Raw genomic sequence first — 16,954 nt, 5'->3', positions numbered from 1 at the left:
AGACATGGCAATTTTTATCGATCAAAACACTCGCATCATCGTTCAAGGCTTTACCGGTAAGATTGGTACTTTTCACGCCCAGGAGATGATCGACTACGGTTCCAACGTGGTCGGCGGCGTGACGCCGGGTAAGGGCGGGCAAAAACATTTGGACCGCCCGGTGTTCAATACCGTCAAGGACGCTGTCGAACAAGCCGGCGCCGAAGCCAGTATCGTGTTCGTGCCGCCGGCTTATGCCGCCGATTCGATCATGGAAGCCGCCGAAGCCGGCATCAAATACTGCGTATCGATTACCGACGGCATCCCGACTCAGGACATGATGAAAGTCAAAATCTTTCTGAGCAAATTTCCCAAGGAAAAACGCATGGTGCTGACCGGCCCTAACTGTGCCGGCACCATCAGTCCGGGCAAAGCCATGCTGGGCATCATGCCGGGGCATATTTATATACCTGGTAACGTCGGCATCGTCGGTCGTTCCGGTACCCTGGGTTACGAAGCGGCCGATCAAATGAAAGCGCTGGGCATCGGCGTGTCGACTTCAGTCGGTATCGGTGGCGACCCGATTAACGGCAGCTCGCACCGCGATATTCTGGAAAAATTCGAGCAAGACCCGGAAACGAAAGTGGTGGTGATGATCGGCGAGATCGGCGGACCGCAAGAAGTGGAAGCCGGTATGTTTGCCAAAGAACATATGACCAAGCCCGTTGTGGCCTACATCGCCGGTTTAACCGCTCCGAAAGGCCGCCGTATGGGCCACGCCGGAGCGATTATTTCCTCAGTAGGCGAGTCGGCGGCGGAGAAAGTGGAAATGCTCAAAGAGTTGGGCGTAATTATTGCCCCAACTCCTGCGGCGATGGGTGAGACAGTGGCTAAGGTATTGGCAAAGCTGTAAGTTACCCACCGCTAAAATAAAGCCCGCTTCGGCGGGCTTTTTTGTTTGTGTTGACTTGAGGTTCTTTAGCTTGCCCTGCCAAGCTGGTAACATCCCCTCTTTTGCCGTTTTGCCGGAATCATGCAATCTTCTCGTTTAGTCGAACGCCTTAAAACTTTTCGAACATTAACCCCAGAGCAACAGGTTATTATGAAGTTGCTGGCGGTTTATTACGGCTATAGTTCGCTGATCAATTTGGCGAAATGCCTGGGCAGTTTGGGTATCAGGGAGGGTGAGAAAACACTTAAGTCGGAAGCTGTCAAAGCCCGGCTAAAGCCGCTGATCAAAGCCGGTTTGCTGGAAGAAAACCTCAAATCCGGCGGCACCCGGTGCTGCCGAACCCTAGCGGAAGTGTTGACCCGCCAAGCGGTCGAAGACAAAGAGTTTGATTTGTTTGCCGGCGCCGTACAAATGAACAATCCGCCCGGCCATGGCTACTATCGTTACAGCACCGTGGACGACTGCATTCGCGAAGCGCGGATCCAATTTTATCGCGGCGATTACGCCAAAGTAGACGAGTGCCTGGAATCCGGTGCCCACTACCTCGGTAAACTGCCGCCGGTTAACGAACTGTATCTTTCCTGGTTTTTAAACCCGCTGGATGTCGCGTGGTTTACTACGCATCATCCGCAATTATTGCTGGGGCTGGCCGGGTTTTCGGGCTTACATCAACTGCTGTATCTGTATGCCGACGAAAAATTGGATGGCTTTTTAGAGCAGTTATTGTTCGTTAGCCAGGGTGTGCAGCAGGAATTGTTGAACCGCGTCGCTTTGGAGTTACGCTTGCTGCGGGGTGACTGGGATGCAGTCGAGCAATGGGTCGCAGATCAAAATGATCCTGAGCTGCAAGCGCTCGCGGCGACATTGATTTTTCTGCGCGGCGATTACGCGGCAGCGGTCAGCCGTTTCGAGGGCGCTTTGGCACAGCTACGCAAGGTTTCCGGACAACGCACTGCCTATTTTTACGGCTTGGCAGGCGTGTTTTACCCGCTGGCTATCCTGAAAAACAATGACGCCAAACAACGCGCCAAACTCAGCACACTGATCAATCAAGCGATCAAAGCCGACAATTATTGGTTGGGCATTTATCATCAGTTGGCCTTGTTTCAGCGTTTTTTACAAGGCGATTTGTCATTGCGGGAGCAACTGTTAAACACCGATTTGACCTATAAAATCAGTAGCGGCTATCGGGAAAGCGGCTACCCGGACACCTTGCTCACTCCGCCATTACTGCTGCATGTGTTTTTAACCCTGATCAAATTTTGGGTTAAAGCCGATCAATTCAATCATGTCACGCCACTGAGTCAAAAGCTGTACCGGCATCTGGTGGACAACGGTTATCGTTGGCCGGCCGCCGAATTAGCCAAGATCTTTACCCATATAGAGCCGCCGCGTTCCCTGCAATGGGATTGCAGCTTTTTCGATGCCAGGCCGGCGTTGGCGGATTTATTTGCCAGCCGCCCGGATTGGGACTTGGCACTGGATGCCTTATTAAATTTGCCCAAGGCCGAAAAAAAAGCCGATACCGCCGCGCTTATCGACAAGCCAACGCGCTTGGTCTGGTTGTTGAGTTACGATGACATTAGCCATCATCTGGACATCGAGCCGCGCGAACAAAAACAACAAGCCAAAGGCGGCTGGAGTAAGGGCAGGGCGATTGCCTTGAAACGGTTGGCGCACGAAACCAACAAGTTTGACTATTTAACCGAACAGGACATTAAGCTGTGCGCGCATATCAAGGAATACCGCGATAGCGGCTGGTACGGCAGCGGCACTTATTTTGAGTTCGACAATAGCATGCCGCAGGCCTTGCTGGGACACCCGCTGTTGTTTTGGGCCGATGCGCCCGAAGTACGGGTGGATGTGGTCAAGGGCGAAGCCGAACTGCGGGTGAAAAAACTGGCTGGTAGCGACAAGATCAAAATCAGCCTGGAACCCGTGCCCGGACACGAACAAAAATTCTATGTCGCCAAGGAAACACCCACGCGCTTGCGCGTGCTGGAGTTCACCGCCGACCATCATAAAATCCTCGCGGTATTGGGCGCCAAGGGCCTGGAGGTGCCGGTATCGGCGCAAGACCGAGTCTTGCAAACTCTGACCAGTATTTCCGGCTTGTTGACCGTACATTCGGATATAGGCGGCAGTTCCAGTAGCGCCGAGCAAGTCCAGGCCGACGCCACCCCGCGCGTGCATTTATTACCCTGGGGCGAAGGTCTGCGCGTGGCGATGCTGATCCGGCCGTTCGCCAGCGGCGGCGCCTATTATCAACCTGGGCATGGCGGCGAAAGCGTGTTAGCCGAAATCGACGGCCGCCATTGCCAGACCAAACGCGATCTGGCTTTGGAAAAACAGCGCGCGCAAGCCGTTTTGCAGGCTTGCGATGTGTTGGAGCAGGCGGAACGCGATGGTGCCGGTGATTATTTGCTGGATCAACCTGAACAATGTCTGGAGCTGCTGTTGCAATTACAGACGTTGCCGGCCGAACAAGCCGTATTGGAATGGCCGGAAGGCGTCAGATTTCGGTTGTTGGGGCAAACCAACGGCAGCGGCTTTAGCATGCAAATCAAGCGCGACAACGATTGGTTTGCCCTGCAGGGCGAGTTGCAGGTCAATGAAGATACCGTTATCGAAATTCAGCAATTGCTGGGTTTATTGAACAACCGTGAAGGCCGCTTCTTGAAATTGCAGGACGGTCAATTCATTGCTTTGACCGAAGAGTTTCGCCGCCGGCTCGACGATTTACGCGCCTACGCGGATCTGCACGGCAAGAAAGTCCGGATCAATCCCTTGGCTGCCCTGACGCTGGAAGACTGGCAGGACGAGGCTGGTTTTAAAGCCGATAAACATTGGCAAGCACACATGCAACGCCTGAAGGATTCGCGAGACTATCAGCCAAAAGTACCGTCTACTTTTCAAGCCGAATTGCGCGACTATCAAATGGACGGCTATCGCTGGTTGGCGCGCCTGGCTCGCTGGGGCGTCGGCGCGTGTCTGGCGGATGATATGGGCTTGGGCAAGACGGTGCAAGGTTTGGCCTTGTTGGTTGACCGCGCCCCGAACGGTCCCAGCCTGATCGTCGCACCGACTTCGGTATGCATGAATTGGGAGAACGAAGCCAGCCGGTTTGCGCCGACGCTGCATCCGCAAATTCTCGGTAGCGGTGATCGGCAGCGCTTGCTGGATAACCTGGGGCCTTACGATTTACTGATTTGCAGTTACGGCTTGCTGCAACAGGAACAAGTCGCCGAGATGCTGGCGAAAATCCAGTTCCAGACCGTGATTCTCGACGAAGCGCAGTGGATTAAAAATATCGCCACCCGCCGCTCGCAGGGGGCGATGAATCTGCAAGCCGAGTTTAAACTGATCATGACCGGCACGCCTTTGGAAAACCATCTGGGCGAGCTTTGGAATTTGTTCAGGTTTATCAATCCCGGTTTATTGGGTTCATTGGAACAGTTCAATCAACGCTTTGCCGGCCCTATCGAACGCGACCGTAGTGCCGAGGCCCGTTTTCAACTGAAGAAACTGATCCAGCCTTTTATTCTGCGCCGCACCAAAACCCAGGTATTGCAGGAGTTGCCGCCGCGCACGGAAATCCCAATCTATGTCGAGCTGAGCAGCGAGGAAATGGCCTTCTACGAAGCCTTGCGCCGGGATAGTCTGGCGGCATTGACTAGCGCCGATGCACCGGCCGGGCAAAAACAATTACAGATTCTGGCGGCGATCAGCAAATTGCGCCGTAGTTGCTGCAATACCTTGTTGGCCAACGCCGCGGTGGCTTTGCCCAGCAGCAAGCTGGCGGCGTTCGGTGACATCGTCGACGAATTGCTGGATAACAAGCACAAGGCTCTGGTGTTCAGCCAGTTTGTCGACCATTTGCAATTGATTAAAAACTACATTGAACAGCGCGGCATTCGTTATCAATATCTGGACGGCAGTACGCCGGCCAAAGAGCGCCAGCAACGGGTAGACGCCTTTCAGCGCGGCGACGGCGAATTGTTCCTGATCAGCTTGAAGGCCGGCGGCGTGGGTTTAAATCTGACCGCCGCCGACTATGTGATTCATATGGACCCTTGGTGGAATCCGGCGGTGGAAGACCAAGCCTCGGACCGGGCACATCGCATGGGCCAACAGCGGCCGGTGACGATTTACCGGATGATCGCCAAAAACACCATAGAAGAAAAAATCGTCGCACTGCACAGCCATAAACGCGATTTGGCCGACAGCTTGCTGGATGGCGCGGATATTAGTGGCAAAGTGTCGGCTGATGAACTGCTGAATTTGATGAAAGGCGAAGCTTAAACAGGCAACGAATCCGGCTACTAGGCGTGGTTTTTACTGTAGGTCCATTTTAAAGTGCACCCGAGATGCGGGGTTCCTAGTTTTTGATTTTACTGCGCTCCCGCATTCGCGGGAACGCCAAACCGGGCTGAATTGCGCTGGGTTAATCCCGTCTTAAATTATGTTTCTTACGAGCGATATTGCGGCTGGCTTTGTTTTGTTGATGGGTCAATCGGGCTCGTTCGCCGGCAGTGACCACGCCATCAGCTTTCGCTGCGGCTTCTTGGCGTTCTATGCGCATTTGTTGGTGTTCCAAACGGTTGGCTTCGCGGTCGGTCAAGGCGCCGGAAGCCTCGCCCTGCTCAATGCGTCTTTCCTGATTTTCCTGGCGCTGGTCGATGCGCGGGGTTTCGATGCCGGCGAAGCAGGGTTGCGCCAAGCCAAAAAATGCCAGCAACGCGCCCGATAGTAAAAATGTGTTGATGTTGTTCATGTGTGCCTCGGTAGTGTCGTTATTAGGTTGCCAACGTTTTAAAACCGTCGGCGAAGTCATTTTAGCCGGCAATATTAAGATCGCCTTAACGTTACGCGGCTAGCTGCACGGAGCTTAGTAAGCTTTGGATATTTGGGCGTCTTTTAATTGGCTGACTTAAAACGCCAATCAAGTTCAAGAAATCAAATAAGTAGAACTCGGTTCCTGACCGGCCTCCAGAATTTGTTTCATGCTGACCATGTCATAACCACCGGACAGCAAGACAATAAAGCGTTCGCGCAGCATGGGGCTTTGCCGGGAACGTAAGATGATATTGTTGGCGTCTTTTTGTTCCAGAATTCGGTACCAGTTGTAGATCATTTGAAAGATCCGCCCCATCGGTTCGCGGATGCGGGCTTCGTAATGACTGAAACGCGCGGCACTGAAATCGTCGCCGTTGGCAAAACCCTCCAGCGCCGCGTCGGCCGCGTAAACCCCACTACGCATCGCCAGCGTCACCCCGGCGGAAAATACCGGATCGACAAACATCGACGCATCGCCCACCAGCATAAAGCCGTCGCCGTGAAAACGTTCGTTCATATAGCCAATGGATGAAATGGTTTTGATGTCCATGGCTTGCTCTGCGTCGGCCAGCCACTCTCGCACGCACTCGCAGCTTTGAATGGCGGCCTCGAAGCGCTGTTGCGGCGAATCGCCCAAGCTTTTCGCAAAGCGGGTATCCAACACCGCGCCGACGCTGACGATGTCGTCGCGTAACGGAATGTACCAAATCCAGCCGCCATCAATGGTATGAATGTCGGTGGTGACCGAACCGTCTATCACGTCTCCAAAATTGATAAAACCGTGCGGGTCGCGGCGAAAGCCGCCTTTGAAATGGGCAAAATGGGCGATTTTATTCAATTCCGGTAAGGGGCGTCGCCAGTTTAACTTGCGGGCGATTAACGACTCGCGCCCTGAAGCGTCGATGACCACTGAAGCATGAATGGGCGCCGGGTTGGAGCCGTTCCGGCCGGCGCTCACGCCAATCGCTTGTTTGCCGTCGAATAATACGTCGGCCACCGCCCACTCCCGCCGCACATCAACGCCGCATTCGGCGGCATGCTCCAGCAAAATTTCATCGAAGCGGGCGCGCTCGACGTGATAGGTATAGGGCCGTTCGAAATACCCCGGATATTCCGCTGTCAGCAGCAATACATCGGGTTTTTGATTGAACATGCCGAAGTTTGCGCCTTGCTTGACGGTAAAACCTTCGGCTTCGATTTTTTCCGTCACGCCCAGCCGCCGCCAAAGCTCCCAGCAAGCCGGCAACAAGGATTCGCCGATTTGAAAGCGTGGAAAGCGTGAGCGCTCGAACAGCACCACGTGCTTGCCCGCTTTGGCCAAGATGATTGCCGCGCTGGTACCGGCGGGACCGCCGCCGATGACGGCGGCATCGAAACGTTCAGATTGTGACATGCTGTTGTGCCTGTGTAAGAAAATCGGGACTAAGGGTGGGGTGGATTTAATTTTGTCGAAGCCACTGTACTAAGCAATGGCTTGCATCGGTTCATCGGCGGTAAATTTGCCATAATACCCGCCTTACGCGACTGACTCCAAACGATTGGCACTATGAACACCACTGAAGTATTTCTGATCGCCCTGACCATCATCTACAGCTTGCCGTACCTCATTTGGCGAATCGGTCGGACCGATTATTTCGCACCCTTGGTGGTGGTGCAAATCATCACCGGGATTTTGTTGGGGCCGGGCATCTTGGGCAACGCATTTCCCGATTATTATGCGTTTGTTTTCAATACCCAGGTCATACAAGCTCTGAACGGCATCGCCTGGTGGTCGGTGATGCTGTTTGTCTGGGTGGCCGGCATCGAGTTGGACTTGCGGCAAGCCTGGCAACACCGGCTGGAAACCAGTATCACGGCGGGCTTGGCCTTGGGTGTGCCCTTGGGTTTAGGTTGTGTTGCGGCGTTGGGGATGCTGCTATTTCCGGGTTGGATGGGCGCCAAGGCCATGCCTTGGCAATTCGTGTTGGGGATTGGCATGTCTTGCGCAGTGACAGCGTTGCCGATCTTGATTTTGCTGATGGAAAAATTGGCAGTGCTGCGGCAGCCCATCGGCCAGCGTATCTTGCGTTACGCCAGCATGGACGATATTGCAATTTGGGCTGTACTGGCTTTGATTCTGTTGGATTGGGACCGGGTAGGCCGGCAGGGTGCGTTTTTGTTAGGTTTTGCGATCAGCGCTTACGGGATTCGCAAACTGATGGCCTGGCTCCCTGAGCGTGACCGCTGGTATGTCGGCATCATCGCCTTGGCGGCGACAGGCTTTGCCGCCGACTGGGCCGGACTGCATTTCATGGTGGGGGCGTTTTTGGCCGGCGCCATCTTGGATGGTCATTGGTTTAACCAAGCGCAGATGGACTTGTTGCGTCACCATTTATTGCTGACCGTGATGCCGGTGTATTTTATTAGTGCCGGCTTGAAAACCAATTGGGCGATGGGTGGGGCTGCGGTGTTGGTGGTTGCCGGCTTATTGCTATTGGTGTCGGTGTTCGGCAAATTGCTGGGTATTCATCTGGCTGGAAAAATCTTGAAATGGCAGCGCGGCGAGGCGTCTTTGATTGGTTGGTTGCTGCAAACCAAAGCCTTGATCATGATTATTTTTGCCAATGTGTTGCTGGATAAACAAATCATTAGCAGTGAAACTTTTACCGCGCTGTTGCTAATGGCCGTCCTCAGTACGATGCTGACGGTGCCGGTGGTATCGCCGAAACTGGCGAAGATGCAGGCGCTTATTTCCCGTGCAGAATAAATGCCCTAAGCCCTTAGTCGTCAATCCTTAAGGTTTTCCAAAAATCTGCTTGCTTAGCGATACCCAGTACCGCCTGCGCGGCGAGTAAGGCGGAGACGCTGACACCGGCTACCCCACCACCTGGCCGGGTCCAATGGCCGGTGTGGAACAAGCCGGGCAGGGCGCCGACTACACTTGGCCGGTTCGGGCCAATCTGATCCGGGGTGGGCGCAAAACCATAGGCAGCGCCTTGGTGGTTTAGAGTGTAGCGCTCCAGGGTGCGCGGTGAGCCGGACTCCACGACCAACAAATGGTCGTTCAATCCGGGAAAATGCCGTTCGGCTTTTTCCAGCAAACGCTGCTGAAAGCCGCTTTTGGCGATGCGCCAGGATTCGCCTACGTCAAACGGACACAAGGTGGTCAGCATCATGATGCTTTGTCCGGGCGGCGCCAAGGAGGAGTCCGCGAAGGAGGGCAGGGTTGCGGAAAACCAATTGCTCTGGCCGGATTGGCTGCAGGCATAGCTGGCTTCGTGGTCGAACGTTTCAAAGAAAAACCCTTCATGGGCGTGGTCTTGTTCCGAGATCGGTAGGTCGGTGGCGATATAGCAGGCGAAAATCGACAAAGACGGTGACAGCTTTGCCAAGCCTTCGCCATACCCGCTTGGCAAGTGCTCCGGGCCGATCAACAATTCGGCGGTTTGGCGAATGTCGATATTGGAAATAACCGTTTCGGCCCGGATTACCTGGCTGTTTTCCAAAACAATGCCGCAAGCTTTACCGGCTTCGACACAAATCCGCCGCACGCTAGCATTCAGCAAAACTTCGCCGCCTTGGTTTTCGATGGCGGCGGCCAGTTGATTGGCGTAATTTTGGAAACTGCCCCGGCAGTAATAGCCGCCTTCGTAGGTGTAACCGGCCATCATCGACGCCCAATACAGGAAAGACAGTTGCGACGGCGGTAAACCCAAGTAAGGCCACAGCATTGCGCAAGCGCTTTTCAGGCGGGCATCCACCAGAAATTCGTCCAGCGCCTCGGCCAGCGTGGTGCGCCGGTAGCGGAATAAATTGCCCAGCATTTGCATCGGCGAAACCCGCGTTGCCTTACTTTGGGACAACACTTCCTCGGCCAGCATGGCTTCTTCCGCCAGGACTTTGCACAGGCGGATCAACGCCAGCAGACCTTCCTTTTCTGCCGGAAAATTTTCGGTTAAGCCGGCTACGAACGCCGCTTCGCCGGCTCGCAACGGGATTTCGAAATCCGGAAAAACCGCTCGGGCGTATGATGGTACGGGGATAAACAGTTCCTCCGGATCTATGCCCACCGCCCGGCAAATCTTATTCATAGTGCTGCCGTTGCCATAGCCTTCCGGGCTGCAACCACTGACCAGATGCACACCGGCATCGAAATGAAAGTGGCGGCGCTTAAAGCCATGCGCGTAGCCGCCCGGCCTGTCGTGCCTTTCCACCAACAACACCGACTTGCCGGCTTTCGCCAGCAATGCGCCGGTACTCAGCCCGCCAATCCCCGCGCCAATGACGACGACGTCGTAAACTTCTTTTTTCGATTCCGTGTGTATGCCGCGCATTGGCTGTCTTCTATGGAGATAAATAGCCGGCTAGCTTAGGAATAAACCAAATGGAAAACAAGTGCTTGGTTTTACCTCAGCTGTTGCACCATCGCGCAGAAGCTCTCGACTAATGACACTGGCTGGTCTCCAGAGCGTGCTACTCATGGCTCAAATACTGTAGTTTTGTTGCTTTAAACTGCTGAATGTAATCCGATCCTTAGGCCTCTGGTTCCCAAGCTCCAGCTTGGGAACCCAGCCATCGGAAGCTCCAGCTTCCCAAATCCTCACCAGTCTTTAACCACCTCGATCAAGCCCTCCATTCCCGAATAATTCCGTGCACTGGAATAGCGCCAATGCTCCGGTAAATCGACATAACCGCGCTTGACCGGATTAAGGTGAATATAATCCAGCTTCTGCCGCATCGCTGCCTCGGATTCGATCAGCTGCGGATGGCTACCTTCCTCCCAAACCTGGTACTCGCTCTCGATCTTATGCGGTCGCTTCAACAACGCCAATAATTCCAGCACCCGCGCCGAACCGCTTTGTTGCAAATGACCGATGATTTGCTTGGCGGTATAAGCCTTAAACCCAAATAATCCATTCGCAGAAATACACCGAATTCTGACGATTTCTAATGGATGCCATTAGAGTAACTTGTGGATATTAGGGCGATTCAGCCTCTAATGGACAATCTGGGTTAAACCGTTGCATGTCCCGGCTCAAATCCGGCGAAGCGGCGATCAGGTGCAAGTGATTTTCCAGGATCACGTAACCGTAAAGCTGAAACTCGCTGTCGCGCTGCAAAAACCGCCAGGAATCCAACACGATATTCAAGCTTTTCTGAGGGCGAATAGGTTTGCTCAGGCTTCCTCGAGACCGAAAGTCTGAACCAAAATTTGCCGTTCTTCCTGGTTCAGATCCAGCAAAACGCTAAGGTCCTGTGCGCCGGTTTTCAGAAAATCGATGCCGGTGCGCAACAGGCGTAGCGGCAATTTCAGAGCCTCGCTGTTTGTACCGGCGGCTTCCCAAGCCGCATACCATTGCTCCAGATTATCGGGGCTGGGTGTTTCGTTGAGGTTGCGGTGGATAGTGCCAAGATGGTGTATTAGGGCTTCGCCGAGGTAAGTTGTTGCGTGGCGTTGTTCGAAAACTTGCCCGAATTCGGCGATGCGTTGTTGGCGCGCGGTTGTCGACAGGCTACTGGTATAGACAAAAGAGACCATGGCTTTAAATAGGGCTTCTTCCGGCTGACTATTCGCGGTTAATTGAGCTAAACCATCCGCAAGTCTCCCGATTCCTTCCGTCCAGCGTCCCTGCATGAAGCTTGCCAATGCCAGAGCGGAATGTGCGTCTGCGAATATGTCATCCGGCAGATTCTCAATAGTTAAAATTCTCGCGTAATCGCGTTCGGCGTCTTCTAACCTGCCGGCTAAAGAATAGAGAGCTCCTCGGTTATATAAAGCATTCGCCAGGGTCTCCGGTGACCTTTCAGGCGATTCGATTGCTAAAGTGTTGGCTGCAAGCGCGCCGGCGAAATCTTCCAACCGACCTAATGCTACTCCTCGGTTGTAGTGCGCGTTAGCGATCGAATCCGGCGGGACGTCGTGCAATTCGACAACGCGATCGAAATCCTTCAACGCCGCCTCAATTTCTCCCAAGTTTCCCATTATTCTTCCGCGCCGGATGAGCGAATTTGCTGTTTCCTCCGGTGCCGCGCCCATTTCGATTACGCGGCTATAATCCTTTAGTGCTTGATCGGTCATGCCCAAGCGTTCGTAAGTGGCTCCTCTATTATTTAGGGCCACCGCCAGTATCTCACCGGATGCATTTGATAATTCGAGCAATCCATCCACCATTCGAATGCCCGCTTCGATTCGGCCGAATTCAAAATACTCAATTGCGGCGAAGCCATATGCTACTTCAATAACTAGTTGAGGATATTTATCGGTTTCCCTGCATATATCTTCCAAATAGTTCATTCCGACTTCATTATTTCCCTTGGCAAACTCCCCACAAGCAAGAGTCAATTCTTCGGATAAGTTTGAAGCGGTTTCAATTATCGACATCCATTTGTCACGTTGCTCGTCATTCAACTCATTGCGAAAGTCCTCCAACAACAATTGCGCCCGCAAATTTCCCAGAACCGAATTTCTGTCGATCGCCGCCTGCAAATAATTACGCGCCAAACTGCCTTCACCACAGGCCGACAAACGTTCGTCGAGTTGAGCTCCGTCGTACCAAACCCGCAAAAAATCCACCAATAGCCTTAGCGGGCCGGGCGACTGGTTTTCCTTGATTTCCACGCAAATCCGCATCAAGGGTTCGGCGATTTCGTATAGCGACTCGCGGCCGCGCTGGGCCGATTGTACGTAGCCTTTGGCGCGCAAATCCTTGAGTTGGCTGGAGATGGTTTGTTGACTGGCGAACAGATGGCGGGCCATGTCCTTGACCGGCGTCGGCCGTTCCCGGCTGCATAGAAATTCGACGATCTTGCGTTGTTGAGCCGGTAGCCAGCGGATGCGTTCCTGGTAATAGGGCGTCATTTCGTCGACCATTTTGGCGAAGGGTTCGACCAGGGCGTTGATGTTGTCGCCGGTAATGAATTGCGACAGCACCAGATAAACCCGGTGGTTGCCGCCGGACAAATGGTGCAGGGCCCGTACCCGCGAACGGCCGGTGGGGCTGCGTAAAAAGGCGGCGGCTTTGTCCTGGCGGTTAAGCGCGGCGATTTTGCTCAGCAATTCGGCGGCGTCTTCGACCGATAACGTCGACAGCATTTCGGTTTGAAAGAAGCCGAAGAAGGTGCTGTTACGTTTGGACACGTCATCGACCAAGCGTTGGGCAGTAGCGATGATAGTCATCACCGGATGTTCCTGAATGAAGGCACGCAAGCATTGTTGGCCGGCTTTGCCCAGGCCTTCGAACAAGGCATCCAGGTTTTCCAGTGCAACCAGCAGCGTTTTGCCGACCAGCTTTTCCAGCAATAACGTAGCTAGCAGCCGTTCGGCGGCCTCGGCATCCAAGTCGTAAATGGGTTCCAAATCGCCCGCGCGGTAGTCGTTTGGGTAACGCTTGCTCAGCGCCAAATAAATGCGGCGCAACAGTTCGAGCAGCGTGGTGCTGGTTTCGTCCTCGTTCAGCCAGGCGATCCGTAATGACTGTTGCAAGCTTTCGTCTGAGCCGGCACGGTGAACCAACAAGGTCAACAAATGGCTTTTACCGGTGCCGCGGGGGCCGACGAACAACAGATGATGTTTATGGCCGCTGCCGGCGCTTTCCCGCACCCGTTCCACGGCGTCGGCCAGCAGCGCATGGCGCTGGACGAAGATGGCTTCCAAGTCTTCCGGCGCGGTCCGGCTCGGCGTGAATACCGATAAAAAGGCTGATTCGCTCATCTTGACCTCCTAAAGTCCGCGCGACAGGCGCCACCAGCGTTTCAGCAACGGGAAACGAAACTGATAGTGGCCTTGTTCGTCTTTGGCGAGGTAGTGGTCTTGTTCGACTGCTTTCAATAATTTCAACAATCCTTCCCTGTCCACGGCCAAGCCTTGGCTTTTCAGCTCATGGAGTATTGTGTTGACCGCCGTTGTCTCGTCGCGCACCGCGATGCTATCCAACAGTGCTAAAACGGCTGCTTCGGAAGCGGTGCCGTAATAAGTCGAGATTCGGTCGCGGTAATGCGCCAGTTCCCAGGGATCGTTGCCGTCCAGCAATTGTTTGCTGACTTGCTTGTCGATTACCTCGGCAGTCGCCTCCAACCCGGATAATTTCACTGCCTTGACAATGTGGTGGATGTAAAACGGAAAGCCGTCGGCCAATTCGGCGACGGTTTCGGCGGAGATTGCAGCGTAGGATGTTGCGATGTTTTCGCCCGCGATCAATTTTGCCGCCAATTCCTGCGCGAAATTAGGCTCCAAAACGGGCAATTCGAAGGCGTATAAGTCGTTCAGCGGCGAATTGGCGTAGCCTTGTTGTTTCAGGCTGTCGATGACGTGGTGAAAGCCGATCGATCCGGTCAAAATCATGCGCAAGCCCTGGCCGCCTAATTCCTGGCGTAGCGCTCTTAAGGTATCCAATACTTCCATCGCGGCGGCCTGGCCTTCTCGAGCGGCGATGCTTTGCAGCATCAGCGGCACTTCGTCCCAAAGCAACAAGGGCCGTTCGTTTTGTTGGTGTTGGGATTCGACCAAGTCTTCGATCGATTTGCTGAGCAACGTTTTCCAAGGCGTTTGGTCGTTAAAAGCGGGCAACTTGAGCACGCCTTTGATTTCCGTGCCGCCGATGGCCTGCAAAAAATCCTTGGCCCGCCGCGCGCTCTGCTTCCGCGCCGATAGGTAAGTATCGACTTCGCGGTAAACGGCTTGGGCGAAATCCATGGCGCTATGGTATTGCTCCAAATCTTGAAAAATCGGTTTCCAGCCGGCTTTAGGCGATGCGCAAAGCTTTTTAATGACGGTGGTTTTGCCGATGCGGCGTTCGGCGTTGATGCGTATCGATTGCTGCTCCAAGGTTTCCCAAAGCTGTTCGATGACGCGATCGCGCCCTATGATTTCGTTTAAATCAATCTGACCGCCGGGATTGGCTTTCATAAGCGCCTCGTTGATAGATGTATTTGATACGTCAAAAATAACGTGCGTTAATTTTAACGTATTTTTTGTGCTATAGCTAAACACATAGTCTGAGCAAAACAACGTGACCCCTCTATCCATCCAAACTCCTAAGCGGAGATTGGAGAAATCCGTTCGTTTGCGATATCGGCACAGAGAGAGCCTGGAATGACTGCACTCTACCCTTATAGTGCAGAGGGATCAGCCCGAACCAATCTGAATGATCTGATTCAACCGCTCGCAAACCTGAGTGAACAAATCGCCCGGCAAGACCTTGAGCGGATGCGGTTTGGCTTTGCGCAAGCGCCAGTCGAAGGATTTGGGTTGGTGGCAGAGCACATAGCTGGTTTGTTCGGCTTTGCGGCCACCGGCTTTGCCGACAGCGACCGCAAATGGATTGTCAGCGTTATAGGCGGCAGTTGTCATTGGCAGGCCGATCACCAGCGAGGTTTTTTCGTTGAAAATGCTTGGCGAAAGCACTAAAAACGGATGGATGTCGCGCATTTCCTGGCCGACTTGCGGATTGCAATCGATCCAGATGATGTCTTGCCGTTCCGGCACCCAGGCCGCTGTTTGCTTGTGGCTTACCAACGTTCGGTACCGATTGCTTCTGCGGTTGCCATGGCTTCGCCGCCGTGCCGCTCGGGATCGAAACGGGCCAAACGTTGTTCCAACGTTAAAGCTTCGTCGGCTAACGGGGTGATAATCACCTTGTCATCTTCAACGGATACCCGTACTCGTTGATGGTTGTGCAAATGGGCTGCTTTGGCAATGGCCGCCGGTAGGCGCACGCCCAGGTTATTACCCCATTGTTTGATGTCGAGTATGGCTTCGGTCATGATGTTTCTCTGGAATGTTTAAACGTGAGTATAAACATGGTTATATATTCGGGTCAATTTTGTGAATTTCTCTAATCCTCTGGGGTTCCCAATCCGGAGCTTGGAAACCAGATCGACCGGCTGGCCGATAGGTCACTCCAATTCCCCATCCATCTCTAACGCCCGCATCTCCAAGCCTTCGATTTCTTGTAACGATTTGCCGGCAATCCCTTGCAAGTCGCCGTACATGCCGACCGTGGCATTCATCACCCGCTCGATTTGCGCTTCGCGTTTGGCCCATTGCTTCAGGATCGCTTTGCGCTCCTTGTCCAGGTCTTCCTGCATGGTGGAGAAGGCTTCGACGATGGCTTCGACCCGTTGCCGAAAGCGCGGGCCGGTTAAATATTCGTAGACCAAAGCAGTTTTGCCGTGCTGGCCTTCGGCGGCGAGGCGGGCCAAACCGATTTCCAGCAGGGTGTGGCGCAGGATGGTGGCGACCGGTAGGGCGGCGCGGGGACTGGTGACCCAGACGCCGTCGATGACGTCGAAGGTTTCCACGTCCTTGGGCAAGGCATGGCTGACGATGACTGCCAATTCGGCTTTGGCGGTGCGCTGGTCTTCGCGCAGCTTCACTAACCAGCCGTCGCTCCAGTTTTTGGTGCGCTTGGATTCCCACAAGATGTTGCCGGCCGGGGTGCCGTTCGGGCCGTTGACCCGTTGCAACACGTCGCCGCCGAATTCACCCTTGGCGACCGGTTCGATACTGTCGAACGGGAATTTGGCGCGCAACAGGTTTTCCAGTTCCAGTTCCTGGACTTCGCCTTGCAGTTGCTGCGAGCCTTGTTCGGCTTTTTGTTTCAGTTCCTCGATTTTTTGCTGCATGGAGGCGATGGTCTGGTCTTTTTCCATTACCCGCAGTTTCAGGCCTTCCTCGGCTTCACGTTTGGCCTGGCTGCGCACTTCAGCCAGATTGGTTTGCACGCGCTTTTCGATGGTCAGGTCCAGCTCGCGTTTGGCGTCGTCCAGTTCGCGCTGCTTTTTAATCAACTCGGCTTGGGCTTGCTGGGCTTCGGCCAGTTTGGCGTCGCGGATTTTCAAGACTTCGTTTAACTCCGCCAGTTCCCGGCTTTTATGCTCCAGCTCGGCGGCGGCAGCTTGTTTTGCTTTGCGGGTTTCTTCCTCAATGACCCGCTGGCGCTCGGCTTGCAGTTGCTTGGCAACTTGCTCTGCGACTTGATCGTCCAGGCCGCGCTTGGCTTCGGCCAGCTGTTTTTCCCGATCTTTGATGCCCTGTTCGCGCAAGGCAATCGCTTGGTCTTTTTGTTGTAGCTGCTGCTCAAACTGTTTACGGGTGGCGGCAATTAGCGGCGCGGCCAGCGATTCGGTCAACGGTACTTGCGTGCTGCAATTGGGGCAGGTGATGGTGGCTTCGGTCATGTTTAGGGGCTTTATATAGAGATTCAGGAT

At 54.1% G+C, this 16,954-nt stretch carries 13 protein-coding genes; 3 read left to right on the top strand and 10 right to left on the bottom strand.

What is annotated here, in order from left to right; all coding sequences use genetic code 11:
- The first annotated feature begins 4 nt into the window (after window positions 1–4).
- Both sucD and DDY07_RS09190 read left to right on the top strand, forming a co-directional pair.
- Window positions 5–892, top strand: coding sequence for a succinate--CoA ligase subunit alpha (gene sucD, locus DDY07_RS09195; protein ID WP_033156532.1), 888 nt, complete (start codon window positions 5–7; stop codon window positions 890–892).
- Between the two features lie 120 nt (window positions 893–1,012).
- Complete coding sequence (locus DDY07_RS09190) at window positions 1,013–5,233, top strand: DEAD/DEAH box helicase (protein WP_171695684.1); 4,221 nt, start codon at window positions 1,013–1,015, stop codon at window positions 5,231–5,233.
- A gap of 142 nt (window positions 5,234–5,375) precedes the next feature.
- Here DDY07_RS09190 and DDY07_RS09185 read toward each other — a convergent pair whose 3' ends face one another.
- Entirely contained in the window at window positions 5,376–5,705 is a 330-nt protein-coding gene (locus tag DDY07_RS09185; protein ID WP_171695683.1) for a hypothetical protein, read from the bottom strand.
- Between the two features lie 174 nt (window positions 5,706–5,879).
- Window positions 5,880–7,160 (bottom strand): NAD(P)/FAD-dependent oxidoreductase, encoded by a 1,281-nt coding sequence (locus tag DDY07_RS09180; protein ID WP_171695682.1) that lies wholly within the window; start codon window positions 7,158–7,160, stop codon window positions 5,880–5,882.
- Between the two features lie 153 nt (window positions 7,161–7,313).
- Here DDY07_RS09180 and DDY07_RS09175 point away from each other — a divergent pair, with 153 nt between their 5' ends.
- A complete protein-coding gene (locus DDY07_RS09175) occupies window positions 7,314–8,513 on the top strand; it encodes a cation:proton antiporter (RefSeq protein ID WP_171695681.1) in 1,200 nt (399 codons plus the stop codon).
- Between the two features lie 13 nt (window positions 8,514–8,526).
- On the opposite strand, the gene DDY07_RS09170 is transcribed toward DDY07_RS09175, so the two are convergent.
- The 8 genes from DDY07_RS09170 to DDY07_RS09135 all read right to left on the bottom strand — a co-directional run bounded on the left by DDY07_RS09170 (window position 8,527) and on the right by DDY07_RS09135 (window position 16,924).
- The gene (locus tag DDY07_RS09170) at window positions 8,527–10,080 is read right to left on the bottom strand and encodes an NAD(P)/FAD-dependent oxidoreductase (protein ID WP_171695680.1); all 1,554 of its coding nucleotides are present in this window, start codon (window positions 10,078–10,080) and stop codon (window positions 8,527–8,529) included.
- 266 nt (window positions 10,081–10,346) lie between these two features.
- Window positions 10,347–10,613, bottom strand: a complete 267-nt coding sequence (locus tag DDY07_RS09165; protein ID WP_367650866.1) for a hypothetical protein — start codon at window positions 10,611–10,613, stop codon at window positions 10,347–10,349.
- Between the two features lie 112 nt (window positions 10,614–10,725).
- On the bottom strand, window positions 10,726–10,896 hold the full coding sequence (locus DDY07_RS09160; protein ID WP_171695679.1) for a hypothetical protein: 171 nt from the start codon (window positions 10,894–10,896) through the stop codon (window positions 10,726–10,728).
- 26 nt (window positions 10,897–10,922) lie between these two features.
- Window positions 10,923–13,457, bottom strand: coding sequence for an ArsR family transcriptional regulator (locus DDY07_RS09155; protein ID WP_171695678.1), 2,535 nt, complete (start codon window positions 13,455–13,457; stop codon window positions 10,923–10,925).
- A gap of 9 nt (window positions 13,458–13,466) precedes the next feature.
- Complete coding sequence (locus tag DDY07_RS09150; RefSeq protein WP_171695677.1) at window positions 13,467–14,651, bottom strand: hypothetical protein; 1,185 nt, start codon at window positions 14,649–14,651, stop codon at window positions 13,467–13,469.
- Window positions 14,652–14,870: 219 nt separating this feature from the next.
- Window positions 14,871–15,260, bottom strand: coding sequence for a type II toxin-antitoxin system PemK/MazF family toxin (locus DDY07_RS09145; RefSeq protein WP_171695676.1), 390 nt, complete (start codon window positions 15,258–15,260; stop codon window positions 14,871–14,873).
- Window positions 15,254–15,508, bottom strand: coding sequence for an AbrB/MazE/SpoVT family DNA-binding domain-containing protein (locus tag DDY07_RS09140; protein WP_171695675.1), 255 nt, complete (start codon window positions 15,506–15,508; stop codon window positions 15,254–15,256). The genes DDY07_RS09145 and DDY07_RS09140 overlap by 7 nt, the downstream gene beginning before the upstream one ends.
- Before the next feature lie 132 nt (window positions 15,509–15,640).
- Window positions 15,641–16,924, bottom strand: coding sequence for a DUF2130 domain-containing protein (locus DDY07_RS09135; RefSeq protein ID WP_171695674.1), 1,284 nt, complete (start codon window positions 16,922–16,924; stop codon window positions 15,641–15,643).
- Window positions 16,925–16,954 lie beyond the last annotated feature (30 nt).

Source organism: Methylomonas sp. ZR1 (assembly GCF_013141865.1).
Lineage (GTDB): Bacteria > Pseudomonadota > Gammaproteobacteria > Methylococcales > Methylomonadaceae > Methylomonas.
This window is presented reverse-complemented; position numbering and strand designations above follow the sequence as displayed.